The organism is Kribbella endophytica, from assembly GCF_054781295.1.
In genome coordinates this window covers 449,950-473,123 of record NZ_BAAGUR010000004.1, presented here as the reverse complement: position 1 = coordinate 473,123, position 23,174 = coordinate 449,950, and the positions used below count along the sequence as shown (strand labels likewise).

Annotated in this window: 18 protein-coding genes; 10 read left to right on the top strand and 8 right to left on the bottom strand. The window is 69.9% G+C overall.

Annotated features, from left to right (window positions below):
• Window positions 1-330: 330 nt before the first annotated feature.
• Window positions 331-621 (bottom strand): hypothetical protein, encoded by a 291-nt coding sequence (locus ACYVIO_RS34005; RefSeq protein ID WP_460655052.1) that lies wholly within the window; start codon window positions 619-621, stop codon window positions 331-333.
• An 846-nt stretch (window positions 622-1,467) separates the two neighbouring features.
• Window positions 1,468-2,268: an SDR family NAD(P)-dependent oxidoreductase gene (locus tag ACYVIO_RS34000; protein ID WP_460655051.1), complete on the bottom strand. Its 801-nt coding sequence runs from the start codon at window positions 2,266-2,268 to the stop codon at window positions 1,468-1,470.
• Between the two features lie 76 nt (window positions 2,269-2,344).
• On the opposite strand from ACYVIO_RS34000, the gene ACYVIO_RS33995 reads away from it, so the two are divergent.
• Window positions 2,345-2,959 carry a TetR/AcrR family transcriptional regulator gene (locus tag ACYVIO_RS33995; protein ID WP_460655050.1) on the top strand — a complete coding sequence of 205 codons (615 nt, stop codon included), beginning with the start codon at window positions 2,345-2,347 and terminating at the stop codon, window positions 2,957-2,959.
• 81 nt (window positions 2,960-3,040) lie between these two features.
• Here ACYVIO_RS33995 and ACYVIO_RS33990 read toward each other — a convergent pair whose 3' ends face one another.
• Window positions 3,041-5,152 (bottom strand): hypothetical protein, encoded by a 2,112-nt coding sequence (locus ACYVIO_RS33990; protein ID WP_460655049.1) that lies wholly within the window; start codon window positions 5,150-5,152, stop codon window positions 3,041-3,043.
• 172 nt (window positions 5,153-5,324) lie between these two features.
• Here ACYVIO_RS33990 and ACYVIO_RS33985 point away from each other — a divergent pair, with 172 nt between their 5' ends.
• Complete coding sequence (locus ACYVIO_RS33985; RefSeq protein ID WP_460655048.1) at window positions 5,325-5,525, top strand: three-helix bundle dimerization domain-containing protein; 201 nt, start codon at window positions 5,325-5,327, stop codon at window positions 5,523-5,525.
• A 111-nt stretch (window positions 5,526-5,636) separates the two neighbouring features.
• On the opposite strand, the gene ACYVIO_RS33980 is transcribed toward ACYVIO_RS33985, so the two are convergent.
• From ACYVIO_RS33980 to ACYVIO_RS33970, 3 genes are all read right to left on the bottom strand, one after another.
• Complete coding sequence (locus ACYVIO_RS33980; protein WP_460655047.1) at window positions 5,637-6,902, bottom strand: chymotrypsin family serine protease; 1,266 nt, start codon at window positions 6,900-6,902, stop codon at window positions 5,637-5,639.
• A 122-nt stretch (window positions 6,903-7,024) separates the two neighbouring features.
• Window positions 7,025-9,019, bottom strand: a complete 1,995-nt coding sequence (gene ligA, locus ACYVIO_RS33975; RefSeq protein ID WP_460655046.1) for an NAD-dependent DNA ligase LigA — start codon at window positions 9,017-9,019, stop codon at window positions 7,025-7,027.
• A gap of 67 nt (window positions 9,020-9,086) precedes the next feature.
• Window positions 9,087-12,785, bottom strand: coding sequence for a BTAD domain-containing putative transcriptional regulator (locus tag ACYVIO_RS33970; protein ID WP_460655045.1), 3,699 nt, complete (start codon window positions 12,783-12,785; stop codon window positions 9,087-9,089).
• Between the two features lie 167 nt (window positions 12,786-12,952).
• Between ACYVIO_RS33970 and ACYVIO_RS33965 the strand changes: the two genes are divergently transcribed.
• Window positions 12,953-13,474 (top strand): hypothetical protein, encoded by a 522-nt coding sequence (locus ACYVIO_RS33965; RefSeq protein ID WP_460655044.1) that lies wholly within the window; start codon window positions 12,953-12,955, stop codon window positions 13,472-13,474.
• 41 nt (window positions 13,475-13,515) lie between these two features.
• Complete coding sequence (locus ACYVIO_RS33960; protein ID WP_460655043.1) at window positions 13,516-14,346, top strand: hypothetical protein; 831 nt, start codon at window positions 13,516-13,518, stop codon at window positions 14,344-14,346.
• A 1-nt stretch (window position 14,347) separates the two neighbouring features.
• Here the strand turns inward: ACYVIO_RS33960 and ACYVIO_RS33955 are convergent, their stop codons facing one another.
• Window positions 14,348-15,130 carry an SDR family NAD(P)-dependent oxidoreductase gene (locus ACYVIO_RS33955; RefSeq protein WP_460655042.1) on the bottom strand — a complete coding sequence of 261 codons (783 nt, stop codon included), beginning with the start codon at window positions 15,128-15,130 and terminating at the stop codon, window positions 14,348-14,350.
• Window positions 15,131-15,216: 86 nt separating this feature from the next.
• Between ACYVIO_RS33955 and ACYVIO_RS33950 the strand changes: the two genes are divergently transcribed.
• A complete protein-coding gene (locus ACYVIO_RS33950; protein WP_460655041.1) occupies window positions 15,217-16,059 on the top strand; it encodes a helix-turn-helix transcriptional regulator in 843 nt (280 codons plus the stop codon).
• On the opposite strand, the gene ACYVIO_RS33945 is transcribed toward ACYVIO_RS33950, so the two are convergent.
• Window positions 16,043-16,582: a TetR/AcrR family transcriptional regulator gene (locus ACYVIO_RS33945; RefSeq protein ID WP_460655040.1), complete on the bottom strand. Its 540-nt coding sequence runs from the start codon at window positions 16,580-16,582 to the stop codon at window positions 16,043-16,045. The two genes, ACYVIO_RS33950 and ACYVIO_RS33945, sit on opposite strands and share 17 nt — an antisense overlap.
• A 45-nt stretch (window positions 16,583-16,627) precedes the next feature.
• Between ACYVIO_RS33945 and ACYVIO_RS33940 the strand changes: the two genes are divergently transcribed.
• The 5 genes from ACYVIO_RS33940 (at window position 16,628) to ACYVIO_RS33920 (ending at window position 23,172) form a co-directional block, all read left to right on the top strand.
• On the top strand, window positions 16,628-17,566 hold the full coding sequence (locus tag ACYVIO_RS33940) for an SDR family NAD(P)-dependent oxidoreductase (RefSeq protein ID WP_460655039.1): 939 nt from the start codon (window positions 16,628-16,630) through the stop codon (window positions 17,564-17,566).
• A 9-nt stretch (window positions 17,567-17,575) separates the two neighbouring features.
• A complete protein-coding gene (gene pta / locus ACYVIO_RS33935; protein ID WP_460655038.1) occupies window positions 17,576-19,657 on the top strand; it encodes a phosphate acetyltransferase in 2,082 nt (693 codons plus the stop codon).
• Window positions 19,654-20,838, top strand: coding sequence for an acetate/propionate family kinase (locus tag ACYVIO_RS33930; RefSeq protein ID WP_460655037.1), 1,185 nt, complete (start codon window positions 19,654-19,656; stop codon window positions 20,836-20,838). Before pta ends, ACYVIO_RS33930 begins: the two co-directional genes overlap by 4 nt.
• Before the next feature lie 28 nt (window positions 20,839-20,866).
• A complete protein-coding gene (locus ACYVIO_RS33925) occupies window positions 20,867-21,967 on the top strand; it encodes an L-idonate 5-dehydrogenase (protein ID WP_460655036.1) in 1,101 nt (366 codons plus the stop codon).
• 194 nt (window positions 21,968-22,161) lie between these two features.
• Entirely contained in the window at window positions 22,162-23,172 is a 1,011-nt protein-coding gene (locus ACYVIO_RS33920) for a LacI family DNA-binding transcriptional regulator (protein WP_460655035.1), read from the top strand.
• Window positions 23,173-23,174 lie beyond the last annotated feature (2 nt).

Below are 23,174 nucleotides of genomic sequence, written 5' to 3'. Positions count from 1 at the left end.
GAAGCTCCGACCCGCCGTCAGCGATCAACCGCGCCAGGCGCGTCAGCAGCGTCGCCGGATCCAGGTCGCTCATCTGCCGATCACCTCGCCCCCAGTCCACCACCAGCACGAGCTTCGCACCAACCCGGCCGATCCATTCCACCAGCCGGAGGTGTCGCCGCTGTCACCGACCCGCCCCTTGCGCGGGGCGATTCGCAGGCCGGTCGCCGACCCCTCACCGATCCGCCCGTGGTGCCGGCAGCGGCGCGGCTGAGCGTCGTACCACCGCACCGCGGGCCGCCGAAGCGTGAACGCACGAGTGGCCGATGAATTCTGTTGTGGTCCGAGTGGTTACAAGGGTGCCTGGTCGCGGTCGCTCAAGCGGCGGTAGCCGAGGTAGGAGACGCCGCCGACGGCCACTACGAACACGACGCTGGCGGCAACGACCCACGGGGTTCCGGTCCAGTCGCTGGGATCCTCGTCGGTGTCGCCGTGCGGCGGAGGGCTCGGCGTACCGGCGCCGACAGACGGGCTGGGGGAGTCTGCAGCGACAGCGGACAGTACGCCGGTGCACAGCGTCAGCGTGACGAACAGCGTCGCCACCGCCGACCGCATCAGCCTGACCTGCCACAGCTTGCTCATCTCGTTCTCCTCCGACGCCTCGCTCGATCGACAGGCCGGCGGCGCCGTACTTACCCATCGACGTCGACCTGCTCCTACCCGGCCGGTTTCCGGTCGGCCGATCGCCAAACGAGGTCCGGCCCTTGACGCCGGTAGCGGAACGGCGCCCACTGGGGTGAGCGGCTTCGCGCTGGGCACGCCTTCGGCCAGTCCGAGTGCAGCCACGCTCGAAAGCCGGGTCTCGGCCTGGCGAGCACGGCGCCCAGCGCGAAGCACCACGGCCAGTTGCTGGGGACGCTCCTAGGCGGTCCTGCATGGCGCTTTCGGCCTCGCTCGCCCGCGTCGCTCCCGATCGACGCGGTGTAGAAAGCTGCCCGGTTCAGCAGCCGGGACTCTCGTTCGGCAGCAGGACGGTCACCTTGGCGGCCGGCTGCACTGGGATTCGCTGCGCCGTACCGCGCAGCGAAAGTTGTGGACGCGCGTTCGCTCACGCGCCTCGCTCGCGGATGGACGCGAGCTTGGCTGCGGATGGACGCGAGCTTCGCTGCGGCGTACGGCGACGCGGTTGCTGCGGGCGTGCTTTCGCTCACCTGCGCCGATCTCGACCAGCATCTGTTCAGCGGCAGGCCGGTGAAGCAGATGCTGGCGCGCGATGGCAGCACCTCGTCGCTCTCCGTTGTCGTGGGCTTCGCTGCGTCGCACGTCAACGCAGTCGTTGTGGACAGGCCTTTGCTCGCACGCGTCGCCCGCGATCAACGCGTGCGACGCGTGCGCCGTACAGCGCCAGCGCCGTACGGCGGCTGGCGCGTGCTTGCGCGAAGATGTTGCCGGGAGCAAGGACTCCGGAGTACTCGATCGGAGGCGGCGCTACTGGACGCTGCGAAGGGTGCCGCCGTCGACGCGGATCGAGGCGCCGGTGATGTAGTCGGCGAGCGGGCCGCAGAGGTAGGTGACGGCACCGGCGATCTCGTCGGGGCGGCCGAAGCGATCAGCGTCGTTCGGGACCAGTTCGCGGACCGAGTTGAGCTCGATGTCGGCCCAGGTGTCGCCCCAGCCGCGGTCGCCGGCGATGCCGGTGAGGAACTCCTGGACGGCAGGGACCAGGATCGCGCCGGGAGCGACGACGTTCGACGTGACGCCGGTGCCCTTGAGGTCGCGCGCGAGCGAGACCGCGAGGTTGTGCCGGGCGGCGAGGGTCGCGTTGTACTGCGGATGGGTGTTCATCGGCTGACCGCCGAGGCCGCCGCCGATGGTGATCACCCGGCCCCAGCCCCGCTCGCGCATCGCGGGAACCAGCCGCTGGATCATCCGTACGCCGGAGATCACGTTCTGGTCGTAGGTCTCGCCCCAGGCCTGCGGGGTCGCTTCGTTCCAGTTCAGGTGCTCGTACGCGCCGGCGTTGTTGACCAGGATGTCGATCGGCCCGCCGGCGAGAGCGGCCTCGGCCACCGCGTCGGCTCCCGCATCGGTGGTCAGGTCGCCGGTCGCCACCGACGCGCGCCCGCCGGCGGCGACGATGTCGTCGGCGATCGCGCGGGCGCGGACCGCGTTGCGGCCGTGTACGACCACAGCCGCGCCCTCCGCGGCAAGCATCCGGACGGTCGCCTCGCCGAGCCCCGACGTCGAACCGGTGACCAGGGCGCGACGCTCGTGCAACTGCAGATCCATGACTTCACTTCTTCCGTTCGCTCGTGTCTACACTCGTAGACTTCATTTCCGAGTATACACACGTAGACTTAGCCGCATGGAGAAGCGATCCCGCAACGCGGCAGCCACCCGGCAGGCCATCCTGGAGTCGGCCGTGACGGCATTCACCAAGCGCGGGTACGACGGCGCAGGCGTCCGCGAGATCGCCGCCGACGCAGGGGTCACGGCGATGCTGGTCAACCGCTACTTCGGCTCCAAGGAAGAACTCTTCACGGAGGTCGTAGACACAGTCCTCGCCCCACCAACGATGGTCCCGGACGCGGCCGGCGCGCCAGATGAGTCGGACAGCTCGGGCGAATCGCGGACTGCGGCTGCGCCGGGGGAGCTTGCGCGCTCGACGGCTGAGGCGTTGGCTGCGCGGACAGCTCCTGGCGCCGAACACCTCGGGCCCTTCGAGCTGATGCTGCGTTCGGCGGCCAATCCTCGGGCGGCCGAGATCCTTCGCGCGGGCATCGAGCGCCATGTCGGCGCCCGCTTCGCCGACGCCCTCGAAGGCCCCGACGCCCACGAGCGCGCCGAACTCGGCCTCGCCCTCCTCGCCGGCGTCTGGCTCCTGCGCACCGTGATCGGCACCCCAGCCCTCCGGGAGGCCGACTCAGCACTGCTCGTCGAACAGCTGACGAGCATGCTCGCGGTCGTCGTCGACCCGTGAACCGACCGACCCGCCAGCGACCATCCGGTGGACTCGGACCCCCGGCCGGTCGATGCCCGTAGGTCGTCTGCCGCCTGCCAGTCAGAGGGTGATCGACAGGTGGGTGCCGGTTGGTTCGCCGGGGTGGTGGAGCCAGAGGATGCCGGGCTTGGGGTCGTGGCGGGTGGTGGTGAGAGGAGTGCCGTTGGACTGGATGGTTGTGGGGGTGGTGGGGAGGCGTAGGGCGGTGATTACTTCGACTCCGTGGGGGGCTTCGCAGGTGAAGTTGAGGGTGGTGGCGTCCTGGTGCCAGTTGGTGATTCGGCCGGCGGAGGCTAGGAGAGTTTCGTTGTCGTGGGTCAGGTCTCGGAGCCAGGTGAGGTTGCCGGGGGTGAGTTCGCGGTGGTGGACGATGCCGAGGTGGGGGTCGAGGAGGTCGAGGTAGTTGCCTTCGACAACGTGTGTGGCGGTGGACTCGGTGAGGACGGCGCCGATGAGGTATGGGCCGCGGTGGACTGCTAGCCAGTTGGTGGGTTTCCAGGGGTGGCCGGCGGCTTCGGCCAGGTCGCGGATGGCTGCTACGAGTTCGGCGGCGCGGTCGGGGGACTCGGTGAAGTCGGCTGGACGGTTCGGCAGGAAGGAGGCATGGCCCTGGCCAACTGGTTGGACGCCCTTGTCGCGTCGGTTGGCGCCTAAGGATTCGGCCAGGTGGTCGGCGCAGGTTTCGTAGTGGCCCGTCCACCAGGAGCGGATTTGGTGGTACGGGTCGGTGTCGTTGCCTACGTACAGGAGGGTGCCGCCGCGGTTGACCCAGCCGGCCAGGGCGTAGTGGATGCTGGGGGCAACGGGTTTCTGGAACTCGTAGCTGAGGACGAGGACGTCGATGTCGTCCAGTGCGTCGGGGGTGTCGATCACGTTCTCCAGCTGGACCGGAACGACCTGTTGGCCGTCGTACAGCGGAGGCAGGGCGAGGCCGTAGAAGTCGGAGAAGTGCAGCTGCTCACGGCCCTCCAGCGCGAGGGCGTCTTGGAGGCCGTCGTAGTGGCCGCTCTCACCGCCGGGCGACCAGCGCTGGAACATGGCGGTGTCCGAGAGTGCGATCCCGATCCGCGGACCGTCCGAAGTCCGGCGGACGTCGGGCTGGTCGAGGTCGCGGAGGCTGTTCATCGCGATGAGGTAGCTGGTCGCCGTTTCCGGCGGGATGGGCTGCCGTTCGGTCGAACCCTCGCGCAGGTACGGGCGGTTGAAGATCCGGTTCGGCCACGGTGCGACCTCGTAGCGGGAGACGCCTGGGTGCAGCAGCGACGCGATGAGCGTGCGCTGATAGTTGGCGAGGTAGTCCTCCCAGGTGCGGTCCGGGTGGTCCTCGATCGGGTCGTGCAGGAACCACATCCGGCGGTCGGTTCCGCGCGTGAGGTCCTGGGCGATGCCGTACTCCAGGTACGCCGTTTCGAAGGTGCGCTCGGCGACCTTGCCGGCGTACACGTTGGGCGTGCGCGAGGTGCCGGTCCACACCTGCGCGATGGCGCCGTCGATCGAGGGCAGCGTGCGCAGGCGGGACTCGGGGCTGACGATCTGCCACTGGGTGTAGTTCAGGAGGCTGTGGGTCGGGACATAGAAGCGGACCTCGCGACCCTGCTGGAGAGCTTCGTCGCGTAGTACGGAAGTGACGCGATCGAGGCTGCGGGAGAGCAGGTGCTGCTTGAGTTGGCCGGAGCGGAAGTGCGCCTCGGCGGTGCTGTGCGGCGGCTGCCACGGTTCGCCGAAGAAGGCCTGCCACTCGCGTTTGAAGGACTCCGAGTACCCGGCGCGGGCCCAGAACTCCGGCTCCTCGAGGTGGATGCCTTCGACACCTAGCTCGATGACCGGGCGGAGCTTTTGCACGAGGTACTCCGTGAAAGCGAACGTCGGGACCATGTACGGGATGTCGGTGCTGTGGCCGTGCAGGATCGGCGAGCCGTCGCCCGCGGTCTGTGCGTCGGCCCAGTGGTCGGAGCCGTCCCACCGGCCGTCGAGGTAGTCCTGGTAGTTGCCCCAGGAGATCCCGGTCATCAGGTGCACGCGATAGCCGGCCTCGCGCCACCGCGCGATCCGCTGCGCGGTGGAGTCGTTGAGGCCGTAGACCATCACGAAGTCGGTGCGCAGGTCGATCGTTTCGTCGTACGGCGCCTGCTCCTGAAACCCGGTGGCCTCGCGGTCCTTGCTGTCCGTCATCCGCCGCTCCCGTTCTGTTGCCTTCCGGTCAACCCTCTCCGGTCGGGTCGGCTGAGACCAGGCTGGCGTCCGGAATCGGACAGCGTTGGCCGCAGGTGGACAGCAGGTGAACATGTTCGTCCGCGGGGATGATCCCGTTGTGTCGGGCGGTGGCGTGGGGGATCGTTGAAACATGGACAGGTCAGAGGAAACCCGGGCCATTGACGAAGTTGTCGACCGGCTGGCGAAGCAGTTCCCCGGCGTCCCGAGCGAGAACGTCGCCGAGGTCGTCCACCAGGTCAAGCCGGAGTTCGACGAGGCACCGATCAGAGACTTCGTGCCCCTGTTCGTCGAACGCGGCGCGAAACAACGCCTCCGCCAGACAACCAGCTAGCCCGGCGGCCTCGACGCCGGGCTCACTCACAGGAGCGACCGGGACGGTCGGGGCGACAGGCCCCGACCGACCGCGGTCCGGCTGATGTTCAGACAGTTGGACGGGTGCGAATCACGGTCCCGTGATCAGGGACGCGCCGGTGCGCGTGGCGATGTTCTTCACCGTGGCGAACACCATGTCGACTGCTTGGTCGCCGGCGCAGTTCCAGGTGCCGATGTGTTGTCCCCAGGCTTTCACGCTCCCGTCGGTGGCGGTCGTCAGCCACGGTCCGCCCGAGTCGCCACCCCTGGTGAGAGTCGTGTTGGAGACGCAGGTGAGTTGCTTGGTGGTGATTCCGTCGAACGTGACCTGAGCGGTTCGGTTCCTGACCAGCCCACAGACCAGACCGCCGTTCGCGCCGCTCGAGCAGGCAGTGACGCCGGTCAGCACGCCGGAGTCCGAGGTGGTGACGACCCGCAGGTCGTTGGTCGTCGGGCTGCCGAGCCAAACCGTGCCGGACACCGCGCCGACCGTCATCTTGATGAACTCGAAATCGATGTACTCGTTGTTGTTGCGATACCTGGTGCCAACGAATCCGATCCGCTGCGTCGTGCTCTGGTGGTAGACGCTCGTGCCGGGGTTCGCGCAGTGACCGGCCATGCTCATGTAGCGCAGCCCGTCCGAGTGGCGCAGCCAGTTGAACCCGGCGGTGCAGTAGGCCCGGCCGACACTGCGGTCCGCGAACTGGCTGATCCACAACGCGTCACCGGTGGCGTACGGCGAGGTGTCGTTGTACCGCCCCTGAAGTTGCGGCCGGGCGGTGAGACCGATGTCGACCACGTCGCCGAAGCGCTTCCTGGCGGCTGCTTGAAGGGTCGCGGCATCGGCCAGCGCGCCGGCGGAGATCCGACCGGTCACCTCGTCGACAGAGCTGCCGACGATGTTGTCGACTGCGGCTTGGCCACCCCAGGCCGCGCGCTCGTCCATGAACCTGGACACCAGCGCGTTCTGCTGATCGATCGACAGCGGAACGGTTCGGAACTTGGTCGTGACGCCGAGCTTGGCGCCGCTGAGGCGCTTCGTGATGGAGGCCTGCAGTTCCGCACGGTGGTCAGCTTGCTTCGCCTTCGGTTGCGCGAGACTGATGTACAGCACCTTGGCGGCCGCGTCCCAATGGGCGCCGCCGAACGAGTTCGCGTACTTGGCCGTGACCTGCACCGCCTCGTCGGCGGCCTGCTGAACCGGGATCTCGTCGACAGGGGTCAGGTTCTTCGCAAGCGCCTTGGGCGCCTGCGGCGCATCGGCTGCGGGCTGAGCGGAGGCTGGTACACCCACCGCACCGAGCACCAGCAGGGCCGATGCTCCGGCGATGGGCAGGGCAAAGCGACTTTTTCGCATGGCGAGGTCCTCACTGAAGATGACTGAAGCATCACCAACTGTGGTCGCAGAATGAAGCTGGTGGGGACCTCCGTGGCGAAGTTGCACGAAGTGACAAAGGGATGGTCTGGCCGCTGATCAGCTCACAAAGTGATGCCCGCGGCGAAGAGTTGGGGCCAGATTTCGGACTGGTCGGCGACTTGTACGCCGAGCTTTTCGGCCTTGGTGAGTTTTGAGGCGCCTACGTCGGCGCCGGTGATCAAGAGGTCTGTGGTGGCCGAGACTGATGAGGCGATGGTGGCGCCTGCTGTTTCGCAGAGGCGTTGGAAGGCGGGGCGGGGGACCTTTTCGCCGGAGCGGGGGTCGCTGATCGAGCCTGTGACGACGACGGTCTTGCCGGCCAGGGGAGCGCCCGCGGCGACGACGGGCGGCAGGTCCTCGTCCAGTACGTCGAGGGAGACGCCGGCCGCGCGCAGTCGCTGCAGCTCGGGTTGCAGGCGGGTCAGGTGCTCGATGAGGGACGCGGCGACCTTGGGGCCGATGTCGTCGACGGCGACGAGGCCTTCCTCGCCCGCTTCGAGGACCTCCTCCAGCGAGCCGAAGCCCGCGCGGCACATGCGGGCCGCCGTGCCCTCGGAGGCCATCGGGATCGCGAGCCCGATCATCGCGCGGCGGAGGCCGACCTGGCGGCTGATGTCGATCGACTCGATCATCCGCGCGGCCGAGACCTCGCCGATGCGGTCGAACTCGAGCAGCCCCTCCTTGGTCAGCTTGTAGAAGTCCGACGGGTGTTCGAGGATCCCGGCCTCGGCCAGGCGCTCGATCCACACTCCGCCGATCGCGTCGATGTCCGCGGCGGCGCGCGACGCCCAGTGGATCAGCCGTCGTACGGTCTGGGCCGGGCAGGCGACGTTCGTGCAGAACAGCTCGCGGCTGTTGCCCTGCTCGGTCAGCGGCTGCTCGCACGACGGGCACACGGTCGGCGGCACGATGTCCTGCTCGGCGCCGGTGCGCTTCGAAGCATCCAGTACGCCGGCCACGAACGGGATCACGTCACCGGCCCGGCGGACCAGGACCGTGTCGCCGATCTTGATGCCGCGGGCCCGGATCACCTCCTGGTTGGCCAGCGTCGCGCGGGTGACCGTCGTACCGCCGACGAAGACCGGTTCGAGCCAGGCGACCGGCGCGATCTTGCCGGTCTTGCCGACGTCCCAGCGGACCTCGAGCAGCAGCGTGGTCTTCTCCTCGGCGGCGAACTTGAACGCGAGCGCACCGCGCGGCGAGCTCGACCGGGTCCCGGCCGCGGCGAACGCGTCCCGGTCGGCCAACCGCAGTACGGCGCCGTCGAGGTCGTAGTCCAGCTCGTTGCGCTGCTGCTCGATCGTCGTGATCACCGCCTGCGCCGCCGCCGCGTCGTCGCAGTGCCGCATGTCGGCCACGGTGAAACCGAGCGTCCGCAGCGCGCGATCCAGGTCGGAATCGGTGCTGTCGGCATCGGTCAGCAGGTCGAAGGCGAGGAACTGCAACCGCCGCTCGGAGACCGTCGCCGGGTCCTTCGCGCGCAATGTGCCGGCGGCGGCGTTGCGCGGGTTGATCAGCGGCTTGTCCAGGTGGTTCGCGTTGTACGCCGCGAAGGTCGAGCGCAGCATCACGGCCTCACCCCGGACCTCGACGCGACCAGGCGCATCAACAGAAGTCGGTACGCCGTCAGCGAGCGCTCGGACGAGCGGCGTCACGTCGTCACCGGTCGTCCCGTCGCCGCGGGTGATCGCGCGGAGCAGCCGGCCGTCCTCGTACACCAGAGCCAGTGACAGCCCGTCGAGCTTCGGCATCACGACCACTGACCGCCCCGGGAACCGGTTGAAGAACGCCTCGACCTGCTCCGGCCGCGTCGCCTTCTCCAGCGACAGCATCGGCCGCGAGTGCCGGACGGGGGCGTGCAGCACCGTCGGCGCACCGACCTGGTCGAGCGGATTCGGATCCGGTGCCAGCGACGGATTGGCCTCGATCAGCGTGCGCAGCTCGTCCTCGATCGCGTCGTACTCCGCGTCCGCCACCGACGGCGAACCCCGGTAGTAGGCGTCGCGCAGCGACACGATCTGGTCAGCGAGCTCCTGAATGCGTTCCCCAACGTCCACGACGAGGACGCTACCCAAGCGCGCCGACAAATGCCCTCTGTTGCGGCTGGACGGAAGGGCGCGAGTCTCAGCCGGGAGCGATGCCGAAGCGTTCCCGGACCTCGCTGGGACTTTCGAGGTGGTGCAGGAGGGTGGTGGCCTCGTGCTCGAGCAGGCCGAAGCCGCAGGTGGTGGCGATTGTTCGGGCGTGGGTGGCGAGCTTGACCGCGGCGGTGGTCGCGGCGGTTCGGTGGTGGGCTTCGGCGAGGGTGAGGAGGGCCTCCGCCTCGAGGTACGGGTAGGTTCCGTGGGCGATCGTGCGGCAGTCCTCGCCGTACTTGATCGCCGCTTCCAGGTCGTCGAGTGCGAGGTACACCTGGGCGACGGTCGCCGTGGTCTGCGCCTGGGCCTTGCGGTCGCGGCCGGTGATCGCGAGGTCGTGGGCGCGCAGCGCCAGGTCCAGAGCAGCGGGTGCGTCGTCGCGCTGGAGGTGCAGGCGAGCCAGTTCGTCCAGGGTCGACAGCTCGCCGCGCGGGTACGACTGCTGCCGATAGGCGTCCAGTACGTCGCACAGCAGGTCAGCGGCCCGGTCTACCTCTCCCAGCTGACGCAGTGCGCCGCCCAGGTTGCCCCTGATGATGAGTGCGGCCTCCGGGCGGCCGATCGCGTTGCCCCGGAGGGCGTCGGCGAACAGCTCGGCGGCATCGCGCAGCTCGCCCTGGTAGAGGCGGGTCATCCCGAGGCCGTTGAGCACGACCGCCCTGAGATGGCCGGCGGGCTCGGCCCACTCCAGCGCACGGCTCATCCAGTGGGCGGCCTCGCGGAGGTTGCCTCGCTCGAGGTGGTGCCAGCCGATCTGGTGGGCCGTGTAGCCGGCCGCCGCGGCCCAGCCGACGGCGACCGCGAGGACATGACCGGCCAGGCCGTCCGCCAGCGAGTCGTCGTCCAGGCCGGCCGCCGACAACGCCTGAGCACGATTGATCAGCATGGCGACGTACGCGCGGTGGTCGCCGGCCTCCTTCGCGGCAGTCGTCCCCGCCTGGGCCACCTGCAGCCAGCCGTCGGCGTCACGGCGCATCAGGAAGTAGCCGCGGAGCTGGTCGGCGATCTGCCAGGTCACCCGCCGGTCGCCGGACGCGCTGTCGGTTACGCCGGCCGCGGTCTCGCGTGCGCCGGACGCGCTGTCGGTTACGCCGGACGCGGTCTCGCGTGCGCCGGGTGCGCTGTCGGTCACGACGGACGCGGTCTCTAGTACGCCGGATGCGCTGTCGGTCACGACGGCGACCAGGGCGCGCAGTTCGTCGCTGAGCCAGGTGAGGGCGGCGGTCTCTGACGCGAAGAAGCTGTCCGGATTGCCGTGGGTGTCGAGCCGGACGACTTGCGGGTAGACCCGGTCGATTGCGGCGGTGACCGCTTCGGCGTACCAGGAGTAGAGGTGGCTGCGGGCGGCACTCGCCTCGGGGTCATCCGCGAGTAGGCGGCCGGCGTACAGGCCCAGGAGGTCGTGGAAGCGGTAGCGGTACTTCGTGTGTTGCAGCAGCATGTTCGCTTCGAGCAGTTCCTCGAGGACGCGCTCGGCCTCGGCGGTCGGCAGGCCGAGCAGGATCCCGCTGCTGTCGGCGCTGAAGTCGTCGCCTGGGTGCAGGCTGCACAACCGGAACGCGCGCTGGGCACCGGGAGTCAGGTCGGCGTAGCTGAGCTGGAAGCTGTTGAGGACGCTGGACTCGCCGAGGCTGAGCTCCGAGAGCCGGCGGTTGTCGTCCTCGAGTCGGCGGGCCAGGTCGGCGACGGTCCACTCGCGGCGGGTTGCGAGACGCCCACCGGCGATGCGCAGTGCGAGGGGAAGCCGGGCGCAGGCCTCGGCGAGGGCCGAGACGTCCTCGGCGCGGGCGTCGAGCGTCCTGGCGGTGGAGATGATCAGCCTGGCCGCGTCGTCGTGGGGGAGAGGTTCGAGATCGACGACCTCGGCCGCGTCGAGCTCAGGGAGCCGCCTGCGGCTGGTCACGATCACGTCGCTGCGGCCGGCGCCGGGCAGCAGCGGCCGGATCTGCGCCGCGTCCTGGGCGTTGTCGAGCAGGACCAGGATGCGCCGCCCGGCGAGCTCGCTGCGGAACAGCGCGGCCGCCTCGGCCTCCGAGGTGCCGATGCGCCGGCTCGGCACTCCGAGGGCCCGGAGGAACCTGCCGAGCACCTGCAGCGGGACCGCAGAGCCGGACCGACCACCGCGCTCGGGCACCGAGGGCGCGGACTCGCCTCGACTACCGGGCTCGGGCAGTGGGACGGCGGACCCGCCTCGACTACCGGGCTCGGGCAGTGGGACGGCAGATCCGCCTCGACTACCCGGCTCGGGCTCCGGGAGCGCGGACCCGCCTCGATCACCCGGCTCGGGCACCGGGAGCGCGGACCCGGCTCGACCACCGCGCTTGGGCACCGGGGCCTCCGCGCCGCGCAGGTCGGCGTACAGCTGTCCGTCCGGGTAGTCCTTACGGAGGTGGTGGGCCGCGGTCAGGGCCAGGGCCGTCTTGCCGACCCCGGCGATGCCATTGACGAGCACGGCCCGTGATGAGACGGCGCCTGGTCGTCTGAGCGCCGTACTGATGGTTGCCAGCTCTTCGGCGCGGCCGACGAAGTCCGGCGGTGCCGACGGCACTTGCTGGACGATCGCCTGCTGGACGATTGCCGATTGCTCGGCGCCGCTCTGCTGGCGGAGTACGGCGAGTTGCACAGCGCGGAGCTGCTCGCCGGGGTCGATGCCGAGCTGGTCGGCGAGCGCCGTACGGATTCGTTCGTACGCCGACAACGCCTCGGCCTGCCGCCCGGCCGCGGCCAGGGTCTGGATCAGCTCCGCGTGCAGCGGCTCGTCGAGCTCGCGCCGAGACGTCAAGTCCCGCAGGGTTTTCAGGGCCCGCTCCGGTACGCCGACCTCGCGGGCCAGCGCGGCGAACGCGTGAACAGCCTCGGTGTGCTCGTTCGCGATCGCCTGGTACAGCGGGTGGAAGGCCTCCGTGTCCGGCTCGCCGCGCCACAGCGCCAGGGCCGCCGCGAGACCGTCGAGCGCAGTGTCCGTCGCCGCGCGATTGTCGACCGTAGCCTCGGCCGCCGCGCGACCGTCGGCCGCGGCCTCGGGGGCAGCGCCGGTGCGTGGCGCGGCACCGGCTGCTTTCGCCACCAGGTCGCGGAACGCCAGGAGGTCGAGAGTCTCGGTGCTCGCTTCCAGCCGGTAGCCGGCGCGACTGCCGACAATCGACAGCTCGTCGGCCGCCAGCAGGCGGCGCAACCGGGCGATCCGGGTCTGCAACAGATTCCCGGCATTGGCCGGTACGCCGCGCGGCCACAGGAGGTCGACGAGTTCGTCCTGGCTCACCGTCGTACCGGCGGCGAGGGCGAGGCGGACAAGCAGAGCGCGCTGCGCGTCCGAGTTGAGGTGGAGCGGGACGTCGCCGTACCGGACGTCCAGGGAGCCGAGGATGTTGATCCGCAATGCGCCGGTGGCGGGTGTGGTCGCGGGGGAGCGGCGGGTCTTGGCGGCTCCGTGCAGCACTCCGGTGTCGTGACTGCTCAGCGCCAGTACGGCGGCGATGGCGTCGATCGAGTCCGGCCTGGGGCTTCTGGTCCGGCCTTGCTCCAGGTCGCGGATCGCCGCCGTGCTGAGTCCGGCCCGGTCGGCCAGCTCGCGTTGGGTGAGGTGAGCCTGTCGCCGTAAGGATCGCAGCAGCTCGCCGAACCGGTCGGGCGGCCCGTGGGCAGGCGCTTCACCGGTGAGATCGTGAGGCGGCCGTCCGGACACGGTCGGATCCTATCGGCCCCGACAGGTCACCGGACGGCTGAATCACCGGCCGGTTGCTTGCGGTGGGCAACAGTCCCCGGGCGGTCCGGGCGGAACCCTAGACGGCCGCGTCGTCGTCACGCTGCCCGTACTCCTCCCGTACTCGCGAAACGGTACGGTCTCGCGTCATGAACAGGTACGTGGATCCGGTCGACGTTCTCGGACCGGACGTCGCCAAGCGGGTCGAACCACTCGGGAACGGGCGTCGGTACGTCCGCGCGGGATCCTGGCCGATGTTCGTGTCCTGGCTGGTGGACTGGTTGGTGGTCGTCGCCGGCGTGCTGGCCGGGACCGTGGCCCTCGCCACGGCGCCGACCCTCGACGACGGGACGGTCGGGCTGGGGGTGATCGCCGTGCTGTTCGCGGTCCCCTTGCTGTACGGCGTGTTCTACGGCAGCGGCCGGGCGCTGGGCGGGCTGCTGACCGGCACCCGGCTCGTGCAGCTGAAGGACGGCGGCCGTCCGGGCCTCCGCGCCCCGTGGGCGATGCTGGTGCGGGTCGGGCTGCTGCCGTCCGTCATCGTCATGTCGTGGCTCGCCGCGTTGAGCGGCGGCGGTTCGGGGTCACCACCCGGTTCGATGCGCCGGGCAAGCCTGGACATCGCTGCCACCGACCACCTCTGGGCAGCCGAAGCCGCCGCGAACCGCTGACGCCCCGGAGCCTTCTCGTGCGTAGATCCACCGTTGTGGCCGTGGCAGCCGTGTCCCTCGCCGCGATCGGACTCGCCGTCGTCGCCGGTCTCGTGAGGAGCCGGAGCACGGTCGAGTCCTCCGGCGTACCAGCGGACTGCACTGTCTCCGTCGAGGCCTACCGCGCCGACGGCCAGCGCCTGACCTACCAGTACGGCGTCAACCGGGCGACCACGCGGATTGTGGCCGGGGACAACCTCGGATGGGTGCCGACCGGGCTGGTGACCATCGCCGGATCCGGCGATGACGAAGCGTTCACGAGCCAGAGCCTGGCCACCCACCCGACCGACGGGCACCTTCACCTGATCAGCCGCGTCGGCCGGAGGGTCGGCGGTGTCCGGAAGGTCACCGAGCAGACCGTCACCCGCGTCGGGCCGGGCTTCGCCGGGACCCGGCTGCTGACGGCGGCGGACTCGCACGTGTACCGGGTCGCCGGCCGCACGCTCTACCGATACCAGCTCGCGCTCGCCGGCGGGCGGCACACGATCTCCGCGCCGGTGAAGCTCAGCGGCGACTGGGGCGCGGTCAACACCTTGAAACACCAGCGCACGGAGGGACGTCGCGACGTTCTGATCGGTACGACGTCGAGCGGGCAGCTGCGCGAGTGGCGGGTCGACCACGTCACTCCCGCGGCGATCACGTCGACGGTCCTGAGCGAGACCGGTTGGGAAGCTGTCACCGGTCTCGGCATCGGCGTCTGCGACTACCCGAACAGCCGACTGCTGCTCGGGATCACTGCCACCGGCACCGCGTCCGTCGACTTTGCGACCAGCCACGCCGCGCCCGAGGGCGACGCCCTCGGCCCTCTCGGCTGGACCGCGAAGACCTACTGACTCAGGCGCCGGCGCCGCCGTCGGCGGGAATGATGGCTCCGGTCACGATCGAGGCGCGGTCGCTGAGCAGCCAGGCGGCGAGCTCGGCGATCTCGCGGGGTTCGGCCATCCGGCCGAGTGGGGTCGATGACATGATCCGCGCGACGATGCCAGGCGTCGCCGCCTCCCACGTGTCGATCATCTCGGTCGCCGTGCCGCCGGGCGTGATGCCGTTGACGCGGACACCGTGGGGTGCCCAGGTGACGGCGGCGGTTTCGGTGAGGCTGTTCAGTGCGCGCTTCATCGCGCCGTACGCCGGAAGTGCCGGGTTGGCCCGCCGGCTGCCGATGCTCGACGTGTTGACGATCGAGCCGCCCGTGCCCCGCCGCATCAGCGCGGCCTCGGCGTTCATCGCGGTCCAGTGTGCGCGGAAGTTCACCGCGAACTGCTCGTCGATGTCCTCGTCGCTGGTCGTGTCGAGCGGGCCGGGCGCCGTCTGGATCGCCGCGCCGTTGTTGAACGCGCCGTCGAGGCGGCCGTGCAGCTCCTCGACCCGGTCGACCGCCGCCCGGACGCTCGCGCGGTCCGCGAGATCGAGCTGTACGGCGTCCGCCACGCCGCCGTCGGCGCGGATCTCCGCGACGAGCTTCTCCAGCGGCTCGATCCCACGGGAAGCGAGCACGACGGCGGCGCCCTCGGCGGCGAACAACCGGGCAGCGGCCGCCCCGATCCCGCGGCTGGCCCCGGTGATGAACACGACCTTGCCGGTGAGCAGGCCGATCGGATTGCTGGTGTTTGTCGTCATGCCAACCACTGTCATCCGGCCGGCGGACCCCAGACAGGCACAGCCTGTACCAGGCTCCATCGCCGTACGCCGGGCAGACTGGGGACATGGACAAGCAGGAGCTCGGGGCCTTCCTCCGCACCCGACGCGAACGCCTCCGGCCGGAGGACGTCGGCCTCCCGTCGGGTTCGCGCCGCCGGACACCCGGCCTTCGCCGCGAAGAGGTCGCGGTCCTCGCGCATATCTCCACCGAGTACTACGTCCGCCTGGAGCAAGGCCGCGCGCCGAGGCCGTCCGCCGAGGTCCTCGCCGGCATCGCGACCGCGCTGCGGCTCACCGACGCCGAGTCCGACCACCTCCACGTCCTCGCCGGTACGGCGCCCAGCCGCAGCGGCCTGCACCGCCGCGACGTCCGCCCGAGCATCCTCGCGATGATTGAACGGCTCCCGCAGACGGCCGCCTTCGTCACCTCGGCAACGCTCGAAGTGCTCGCCTGGAACGACCTCGCGGCGGCGCTGATGGAGGACTTCGCCGAGCTCACCCCGAAGGACCGCAACCTCGCCCGCCGAGCGTTCCTCCACCCCGGTACGACGCTGTACGGCGTGTCCGACGCCGCCGAGTTCCGCCTCCACGCGGTGGCGCACCTGCGCTCAACCCTCGCCCGGTACCCGTCGGACCCCGCGGTCACGGGCCTGGTCGACGAGCTGCGTGACGGCAGCCCCGACTTCGCCCGCCTGTGGGAGCGGCACGACGTACAGGCTCCCCACATGCTCACGAAGACCTTCCACCATCGAGCGGTCGGCGACATCACCGTCGACTGCGACTCGCTCGCGCTGACCGACCGCGACCAGAACGTCGTCCTCTACAGCGCGCCCGCGGGCTCGCGCGACGCCGAGGCCTTGGCGCTGCTGAACGTCTTGGGAGCCCAGGGCGTCAAAGAGAGCCGGTGAGCAGGTCGACCGCCACGGCAAGCCGCTTCCGGTACGCCGGTCGCGTCCGGACTTGGTACTTCAGTCCGACCGACACGCTGATCAGCGTCTGCGCCACCTGGCGTGAACCGGAGCCCGAGCCGATCGCGTCCGTGACCAGTTTCTCGAACCGCTTCGGCGCGGTCTCGACGATCGCCCCGAGCAGCTCCGGCTGTTCCTCCACAACGCTGGCGAGGTCCAGCTTCGCAGCGCCGAGGTAGCGCCCGGTCCACTGGTCGAACGCGTCGACCAGCCGCCGCTGCAGTGACCGGTCGGTCGCGGCCAGGATCCTCTCGGCCGCGGCGAGATCCAGCTCCAGCGCCCGCGTGACGGCCTCGCGGAACAGGGCTTCCTTCGACGCGAACAGGAAGTACAGGCCCGGCCGCGAGATCCGGGCCTGCCGCGCGACCTCCTCCATCGAGGTCTTGCGATAGCCGAACCGCGCGAACGTCTCCAACGCCGACTCGAGCACGGCGTCACGCCGTCCGGCCTCGGGGTTCTCCATGTGAACGAACTATACAAGTAGAGCCTAGTTTGTATAGTGAGAAGCATGGCCGAGCGAGAGTTGATCACCACACCGTTCACTGCGTCCAGCACGGCGGACGACGTACTGGAAGGGGTCGATCTCCGGGGAGTTCGCGCGATCGTGACCGGAGCGTCCTCGGGGATCGGTGCCGAGACGGCCCGCGCGCTGGCGGCGGCGGGCGCCGAGGTGACCCTCGCCGTCAGGAACCCCACAGGCGGGGGCGCGCGCCTCGATCTCGCCGATCGCGCGTCGGTCCGGCGGTTCGTCGATACCTGGGACGGCCCGCTGCACCTGCTGGTCAACAGCGCGGGTCTCGTCACCGGCGGCCTCGAGCGGACCGCGGAGGGCTGGGAGCTACAGTTCGCGACGAACCATCTCGGGCACTTCGCGCTCACCACCGGCCTGCACGACGCGCTGGCCCGCGGGGCGGCGGAGCGTGGTGAGGCGCGGATCGTCGTGCTCAGTTCCACGGCCCACATGCGCTCGGGGGTCGACTTCGACGACCTGCACTTCGTACGCCGTACCTACGACCCTCAGCTCGCGTACGCCCAGTCGAAGACGGCCAACGCCCTGTTCGCCGTCGAGGCGACCCGCCGGTGGGGGAGCGACGGCATCTTCGCGAACGCCGTGAACCCCGGCGGCGTGGCGACCGGGCTGCAGCGCAACTTCACCACGGCGCAGCGGGAGTCGCTGGCCGCGGCCGAGGCGGCCGGCGTCTTCTCGTACAAGACTGTCGCGCAGGGCGCCGCGACGAGCATCGTCGCCGCGGTCGCTCCGCAGTTCGCCCGCACCGGTGGTCACTACCTCGACGATGCCCAGGAGGCGTACACCGTGGGAAACGACGCCGAGCTGGCCGACCACCCGCACGGCGTCAAGGAGTGGGCGCTCGACCCGAGCCTGGCCGAGCGCCTCTGGACCGTCTCCGCCGAGCTGACGGAGGCCTCTGCTCGGCGGACTGGATAGGGTTCCCCCATGGGGAGCAGCGTGTACGTCGCGTCCGTCGAAGGGTCGACCGGGAAGTCGACGGTGGCGCTCGGGGTGTTGCAGCAGTTGTCGCGGCGGGTCGGGCGGGTCGCCGTGTTCCGGCCGATCGTTCGGCCGGACACCGATCGGCACGGTGGGCGGGACTACGTGCTCGACCTGCTGATCTCGCACGACGCGGTCGACCTGGCCTACGAGGACTGCATCGGGGTCACGTACGACGAGGTGCACGACGACCCGGACGCCGCGCTGGACGTGATCGTCCGCCGGTACCACGCGGTGGCCGAGCAGGCCGACGCCGTCCTGGTGGTCGGCAGCGACTACACCGATGTCGGTACGCCGACCGAGTTCTCCTACAACGCGAAGATCGCAGCCAACCTCGGCACGCCGGTGCTGCTCGTGCTCAACGGGTTCCGCCGGACGCTCGACGACCTGCAGGTGATCGCGGAGTTGTCGGTCGCCGAGCTGACGGCCAACCACGGCGCGCTCGCCGCCGTCGTCGTGAACCGGGCCGACCCGAAGGACCTCGACCAGTTCGCCGAGGCGCTGGCCGTGGTCGGCGTACCGGCGTACGCGCTGCCGGAGGAGCCGGTGCTGAGCCAGCCGACTCCGGCGGACCTGCTGGCGCCGATCGGTGGCCGGATGGTGAGTGGTGATCCCGAGCTGCTGACCCGGGAGGTCACCGGCCTGGTGGTTGCCGGGATGACGATGCCGAACGTGCTCGACCGGCTGTTCGACGGCGCCGCGGTGATCACGGCGGCGGACCGCCCGGAGGTCGTGCTCGGGGTGCTGATGGCCCACGCCTCCCGGACCTTCCCGCAGATCTCCACGATCGTGCTCAACGGCGGGTTCAGGATGCCGCCTCAGGTCCAGCGGCTGATCGAGAGTCTCGAGGTGACACTGCCGATCCTGGAGACCGACCTCGACACGCAGGCGGCGTCGGCGGCGCTGACCGCCGTACGGGGTCGGCTGACCAAGGACTCGCCGCGCAAGATCGACCTGGCGCTCGCGTTGTTCGAGCAGCACGTCGACAGCCAGGCGTTGCTCGACCAGCTGGCGGTTGCCCGCAGCAACGCGGTGACGCCGTTGATGTTCGAGCACCAGCTGATCGACGCGGCCGTTGCCGACCGCAAGCACATCGTGCTGCCCGAGGGCGAGGAGGAACGGATCCTTCGGGCGGCCGACGTTCTGCTGCGACGTGGTGTGGCCGAGCTGACTCTGCTCGGTGACCCGGTCGTGATCAGCGCGAAGACCGCCGGGCTCGGCCTCGACCTGTCCGCGGCGCACGTGGTCGATCCCGAGAACGATCCGCTGGCCGAGCAGTTCGCCGCGGAGCTGCATCGGCTGCGGCAGCACCGGGGAGTCGACCTCGATCGGGCCCGCGAGCTGGTCAAGGATGTCTCGTACTTCGGCACAATGATGGTCCAGCTCGGCCTCGCCGACGGGATGGTGTCGGGCGCGGTCCACACCACCGCGCACACGATCCGGCCGGCATTGGAGGTCGTCAAGACCGTGCCCGGCGTCTCTGTCGTGTCCTCGGTCTTCTTCATGTGCCTGCAGCATCAAGTGCTCGTGTACGGCGACTGCGCGGTCAATCCCGACCCGACCGCCGAGCAGCTGGCCGACATCAGCATCTCCTCGGCTGCGACCGCCGTTGCCTTCGGCATCGAGCCGCGGATCGCGATGCTTTCGTACTCGACCGGCTCGTCCGGGACCGGCACCGACGTGGAGAAGGTGTCGAAGGCAACGGCCATCGTCCGCGAGCGCGCGCCCGAGCTGCTGGTCGAAGGTCCGATCCAGTACGACGCCGCGATCGACGCGGCCGTCGCCCGGACCAAGCTCCCCGACTCACCGGTGGCCGGGCGCGCGACGGTCTTCATCTTTCCCGACCTCAACACCGGCAACAACACGTACAAGGCGGTCCAGCGGTCGGCGAACGCGGTGGCGGTCGGACCGGTCCTGCAGGGCCTGCGCAAACCGGTGAACGACCTGTCCCGAGGAGCTACGGTGCGAGACATCATCAACACGGTGGCGATCACCGCGCTGCAGGCACAGCAGGGCGGCAGCCGATGAACGACTACGTCCTGGTGATCAACGCGGGGTCGTCCTCGCTCAAGTACAGCCTGATCCACGCCGAGTCCGGCGAGGCGGCCGCCGACGGCCTGATCGAGCGCATCGGCGAGTCCGAGGGTCACCAGAAGCACCGCGGCCCGGACGGCGAGACCGAGAGTTCCGACTCGATCGCGTCGCACGAGGACGCGCTGCGTGCGGCGCTCGACGCGTTCGAGGCTCACGGGCCATCGCTCGACGACATCGAGCTCGCGGCGGTCGGCCATCGCGTCGTCCACGGCGGGTCGAAGTTCTCCAAGCCGATTCTGATCGACGACGCACTGGTTGCCGAGGTCACCGAGTTGGTGCCGCTGGCGCCGCTGCACAACCCGGCGAACCTGGAGGGCATCAAGGTCGCGCGCCGGCTCTTCCCGGACCTGCCGCAGGTGGCGGTGTTCGACACGGCGTTCCACCAGACGCTCCCGCCGCATGCCTACACGTACGCCGTACCGTCGGAGTGGCTGGAGGAGCACGGCATCCGCCGGTACGGGTTCCACGGGACGTCGTACTCGTTCGTCGCCGAGCAGGCGGCGCAGCGACTCGGGCGCGACCTCGCCGACGTGAACCTGATCGTGCTGCACCTCGGCAACGGGTGCTCCGCGTCGGCGATTCAGGGCGGCCGGTCGGTGGAGACGTCGATGGGCATGACGCCGCTCGAAGGCCTGGTGATGGGCACGCGATCGGGCGATCTCGACCCGGCGATCCACGGCCACCTGGTCCGCGAGCTCGGCTGGTCGATCGACGAGATCGACAAGGTCCTGAACTCCAAGTCGGGGCTCAAGGGCCTGGCCGGCGAGAACGACTTCCGCGCGCTGTCCCGGTTGAGGGACTCGGGTGACGAGAAGGCGCAGTTGGCCTTCGACGTGTACTGCCACCGGATCAAGAAGTACGTCGGCGCGTACTACGCCGTGCTCGGCACGGTCGACGCGATCGTCTTCACTGCAGGCGTCGGGCAGCACTCGGCCGACGTACGGGCTGCTTCGCTGCGAGGGCTGGAGCGGCTCGGGATCGAGCTGGACCCGGTTCTGAACGCCGATCCGGGTGATGACGGTGTGGTCTCGACCGGCGAGGTCGCCGTGCTGGTGATCCCGACCAACGAGGAGTGGGAGATCGCCCGCCAGGCCGTGGACCTCGTGCGCTCCTGACGTGGTGCACGAGACGGCGGTGATCTGAGTGCGGACGAAGGCTGTGGTCGTGGCGCGGCCCGGCGTGCTGATTGTCGACGACCGGCAAGTGCCGAAGGCTGAGCCGGATCAGGCCGTCGTGCGGGTCGTGTACGGCGGGATCTGCGGGTCTGATCTGCACTACTGGCGGTCGGGGCGGGTCGGCGAGTCGGTGCTGCGGGCTCCGATGGTGCTGGGGCACGAGATCGTCGGCGTTGTCGAACGTGCGGCCGACGACGGGTCAGGACCTGCGGTCGGGATCAGGGTCGCCGTGCATCCGGCTCAGGTGTGCGGGGAGTGTGAGCCGTGTGGGCGCGGTGACCAGCACCTGTGTCCGGAGCTGCGGTACTTCGGGAGTGCAGCGCGTGATCCGCACATCGACGGTGGGTTCGTCGAGCGCTTGGTGGTGCCGGCGGCGCGGTTGGTCGCGATTCCGGAGGGGCTCGACTTCCGGACTGCCGCGCTGGCCGAGCCTGCCTCGGTGGTGCTGCACGGCCTGCGACGGCTCGAACGACTGGGACATCCTGTCGAGGGTCGCGATGTCCTGGTCACCGGCGCCGGGCCGATCGGCCTGCTCGCGGTCGCACTGACGTACGCCGCCGGCGCGCGGTCCGTGACGGTGACCGACCTCCACGACCAGCCACTCGAAGTCGCGAGGAGCATCGGCGCGACCCGCACCATCCGCGCCGACCGGACGTCCGCGGTCCCGACGCGCCGGCCGATCGGCGCCGACCCGGTGGCCGCGTCGACTTCGATCGCCGAGCAGGTGCCGGACGTCGATGTCGCGGTCGAGTCGTCCGGTGCACCATCGGCCGTCGCGATGGCGCTCGAAGCGCTGCGCCCCGGTGGGGCGATCGTGCAGATCGGTCATCTTCCGTCCCAAGGGGTCAGTGCGCCGCTGCACCTTGCGGTGACCAGGGAGCTGACCATCGCCGGCTCGAGTCGCTTCTCCTCCGAGCTGCCCGAGGCGCTCGCGATCATGGCCGCGCATCCTCTGCTCTTCGCGTCCGTCGTCACCGCGGTCTTCCCCTTCGCCGACGCCGAGGCTGCTTTCCAGCAGGCTGCTGATCCGGCTCTCTCGAGCAAGGTACTGCTGGCCTTCGACGGGTAGTGCAAAGGGTTGCATGAAGCCTTCCCGGGCCACTGCCATCGAAAGGTTTCGGGAATTCGCCTGTGTGGACAGGGGATTCGGCGACGATTCCAGCGGTTAGACGGTCTCCAAGCTTTGACTGTTGACATCGCCTGCAAACGATTGCAAACTCTGTCCCCATGCACCGGCCGCAGGCGAGGAGACCACGGGACGGGGTGACGCTTCGCGATGTCGCGAAGGCGGCCGGCGTCTCGGTGTCGACCGTCTCGCGGGCGTTGTCGATGCCCGAGGTCGTCGAGGCGGCGACGCGCGACCGCGTGATGAAGGTGGCCGAGCACCTCGGCTACCGACCCAACCGTGCGGCCCGCGGGCTCACCACGGGAAGGACCGGGAACTTCGGCCTGCTGCTGCCCGACCTGGCGAACCCGTTCTTCCCCTCGATCGTCAAGGGCATCCAGCAGGCCGCCCACCGCGCCGACTACCAGGTCTTCGTCGTCGACACCGACGAGGACGCGTCCGCCGAGCTCGGCCTGGTCCGCAACCTGGCTGAACAGGTCGACGGCGTCGTCCTGTGCTCACCCAGGATGAAACCCGCCGAGCTGCGCGAGGCCGCACGCCTGGTTCCCGTCGTACTGGTCAATCGTCGAGAGGGTCCGATCCCGGCCGTCGCCGTCGACAACGCCGACGGCATGGGCCAGATCGTCCGGCACCTGGTCGACCTCGGCCATCGAAGGATCGGGTACGTCGCCGGCCCGCGGACCAGCTGGAGCAATCGGGGCCGGCTCAAGGCGCTGCGGTCCGAGTGTGACAACGCAGGGCTCGAGCTGGTGCTGCTCGGCAACTTCGACCCGACGTTCGACGGCGGGACCGACGCCGCCGAAGGCGTGGTCATCTCCGGTGTCACTGCGGCCGTCGGCTACAACGACCTGGTCGCGACCGGCGTGGTCGGCGGGCTGCGCGACCGCGGCGTCGCCGTACCGGCGGACGTCAGTGTGGTCGGCATCGACAACATCGCGATGTCGTCGATGGTCGACCCCGCACTCACCACCCTCGACCTGCCCAAGGACGCCGCAGGTCGCGCAGCCGTGGATCTCCTCGTCCACCTGCTCACCGCGGACGGTGCCGGGACCGGCCCGATCCGCGAACTGTCCTCGGAACTGATCGTCCGCAACTCCACCGCCCCCGCGACCGGTTCGACCGGTCGCCGCCGTACTCCACGGCACTGACG

Excerpts from the sequence above, each read along its gene's own strand:
- ACYVIO_RS33985 (WP_460655048.1), top strand. The coding sequence starts at position 5,325 with ATGGACAGGTCAGAGGAAACCCGGGCCATTGACGAAGTTGTCGACCGG.
- ACYVIO_RS33995 (WP_460655050.1), top strand. The coding sequence starts at position 2,345 with ATGGAGAAGCGATCCCGCAACGCGGCAGCCACCCGGCAGGCCATCCTG.
- ACYVIO_RS33955 (WP_460655042.1), bottom strand. The coding sequence starts at position 15,130 with ATGACGACAAACACCAGCAATCCGATCGGCCTGCTCACCGGCAAGGTC.
- ACYVIO_RS34005 (WP_460655052.1), bottom strand. The coding sequence starts at position 621 with ATGAGCAAGCTGTGGCAGGTCAGGCTGATGCGGTCGGCGGTGGCGACG.
- ACYVIO_RS33945 (WP_460655040.1), bottom strand. The coding sequence starts at position 16,582 with ATGGAGAACCCCGAGGCCGGACGGCGTGACGCCGTGCTCGAGTCGGCG.
- ACYVIO_RS33930 (WP_460655037.1), top strand. The coding sequence starts at position 19,654 with ATGAACGACTACGTCCTGGTGATCAACGCGGGGTCGTCCTCGCTCAAG.
- ACYVIO_RS33940 (WP_460655039.1), top strand. The coding sequence starts at position 16,628 with ATGGCCGAGCGAGAGTTGATCACCACACCGTTCACTGCGTCCAGCACG.
- ACYVIO_RS34000 (WP_460655051.1), bottom strand. The coding sequence starts at position 2,268 with ATGGATCTGCAGTTGCACGAGCGTCGCGCCCTGGTCACCGGTTCGACG.
- ACYVIO_RS33950 (WP_460655041.1), top strand. The coding sequence starts at position 15,217 with ATGGACAAGCAGGAGCTCGGGGCCTTCCTCCGCACCCGACGCGAACGC.
- ACYVIO_RS33965 (WP_460655044.1), top strand. The coding sequence starts at position 12,953 with ATGAACAGGTACGTGGATCCGGTCGACGTTCTCGGACCGGACGTCGCC.
- ACYVIO_RS33980 (WP_460655047.1), bottom strand. The coding sequence starts at position 6,902 with ATGCGAAAAAGTCGCTTTGCCCTGCCCATCGCCGGAGCATCGGCCCTG.
- ACYVIO_RS33990 (WP_460655049.1), bottom strand. The coding sequence starts at position 5,152 with ATGACGGACAGCAAGGACCGCGAGGCCACCGGGTTTCAGGAGCAGGCG.
- pta (WP_460655038.1), top strand. The coding sequence starts at position 17,576 with ATGGGGAGCAGCGTGTACGTCGCGTCCGTCGAAGGGTCGACCGGGAAG.